The 1,996-nt window shown below is 70.6% G+C and carries 1 protein-coding gene; it reads left to right on the top strand.

Features of this window, described 5'->3' with window-relative positions:
- Positions 1-167: 167 nt before the first annotated feature.
- Entirely contained in the window at positions 168-1,766 is a 1,599-nt protein-coding gene (guaA, locus tag AAHZ94_RS33315; RefSeq protein WP_349997436.1) for a glutamine-hydrolyzing GMP synthase, read from the top strand.
- The last annotated feature ends 230 nt before the right edge of the window (positions 1,767-1,996 follow it).

The following is a 1,996-nucleotide window of genomic DNA, read 5'->3' as shown; positions in this document are numbered from 1 at the left end:
GGGGCGCCTGGGAAGTCGCTCAGTGGTTCAAGCAACACGACCATGGCAGCCGGACGAGCCGGTGCCATAGGTAAAGACAAAGGTCATGTGCGTGGACATGGGTCAGAGTATGGGCCCGTTAGGATGGAAAGTCCAACCCCCCGTACCACCGCCGGAAGGCCGCCCCAGTGCCATCAGCGACCCCATCTGCCACCGAGGCCCACGCGCCTGACCCCGTCCTCGTCGTGGACTTCGGCGCGCAGTACGCACAGCTCATCGCCCGTCGCGTGCGCGAGGCCCGGGTGTACAGCGAGATCGTCCCGTCCACCATGCCGGTGGCCGAGATGCTCGCCAAGAACCCGCGGGCCATCATCCTCTCCGGCGGCCCCTCGTCGGTGTACGAGGAGGGGGCGCCGCGGGTGGACCGGGCGCTGTTCGAGGCCGGCGTGCCGGTCTTCGGCATGTGCTACGGCTTCCAGCTCATGGCGCAGCTCCTCGGCGGCACCGTCGACGACAACGGGGCCAGGGAGTACGGGCGCACCGCGCTGTCGGTCAGCAAGGCCGGCTCCACGCTCTTCGAGGGCACCCCGGAGCAGCAGTCGGTGTGGATGTCGCACGGCGACGCCTGCTCGGCCGCGCCCGCCGGCTTCACGGTGACGGCCTCCACCGACGTCGTACCGGTCGCCGCCTTCGAGAACGACGAGCAGAAGCTGTACGGCGTGCAGTACCACCCCGAGGTGATGCACTCCACGCACGGCCAGCAGGTGCTCGAACACTTCCTGTACCGCGGCGCGGGCATCGAGCCGACCTGGACCACCAGCAACGTGGTCGAGGAGTCGGTGGCCGCCATCCGGGAGCAGGTCGGCACCAAGCGTGCCATCTGCGGGCTCTCCGGCGGTGTGGACTCCGCGGTCGCCGCAGCGCTCGTCCAGCGGGCCATCGGCGCCCAGCTCACCTGCGTGTACGTGGACCACGGCCTGATGCGCAAGGGCGAGTCCGAGCAGGTCGAGAAGGACTTCGTGGCCGCCACCGGCGTGCAGCTCAAGGTGGTCGACGCCGAGGAGCGGTTCCTGACCGCGCTGGCCGGCGTGTCCGACCCGGAGCAGAAGCGCAAGATCATCGGCCGGGAGTTCATCCGGGTCTTCGAGCAGGCGCAGGCCGAACTGGTCGCCGAGGCGGGCGAGGCCGGCGAGGACGTCGCCTTCCTGGTGCAGGGCACGCTCTACCCGGACGTGGTCGAGTCCGGCGGCGGCACCGGCACCGCCAACATCAAGTCCCACCACAACGTCGGCGGCCTCCCCGACGACCTGGAGTTCGAGCTCGTCGAGCCGCTGCGCCGGCTGTTCAAGGACGAGGTCCGGATGGTCGGCCAGGAACTCGGCCTGCCCGAGGAGATCGTCCAGCGGCAGCCGTTCCCCGGCCCCGGCCTCGGCATCCGGATCGTCGGCGAGGTCACCAAGGACCGCCTCGACCTGCTGCGCGACGCCGACGCCATCGCGCGCGAGGAGCTGACCGCGGCCGGGCTCGACCGGGACATCTGGCAGTGCCCGGTGGTGCTGTTGGCCGACGTCCGCTCGGTGGGCGTCCAGGGCGACGGCCGCACCTACGGCCACCCGATCGTGCTGCGCCCGGTCTCCTCCGAGGACGCCATGACGGCGGACTGGTCGCGCCTGCCGTACGACGTGCTGGCGCGCATCTCCACCCGCATCACCAACGAGGTCGACGACGTCAACCGCGTCGTCCTGGACATCACGAGCAAGCCCCCGGGCACCATCGAGTGGGAGTGACCCCACGGGTCCACCCCACCCGCGCCTGACGCACGGCCGCGCCGCCCCCGACCTTCCGGGGGTGGCGCGGCCGTTCGCATAGGGCTGCGTTTTTTGCGTACGGGCCTTTCGCGTACGGGGCCTTTCGCGTACGGGCCCGGGGGCCAGCCGCTAGGCGCCCGGGCCGTCCTTGACTTGAAGATTGGTTCAACTCCTACGTTCGGTGCTGTCGGGACGCCGCGGCGGCCGGG

The sequence above is a fragment of the Streptomyces sp. HSW2009 genome (assembly GCF_040240285.1).
Taxonomy (GTDB): Bacteria; Actinomycetota; Actinomycetes; order Streptomycetales; family Streptomycetaceae; genus Streptomyces.
This window is presented reverse-complemented; position numbering and strand designations above follow the sequence as displayed.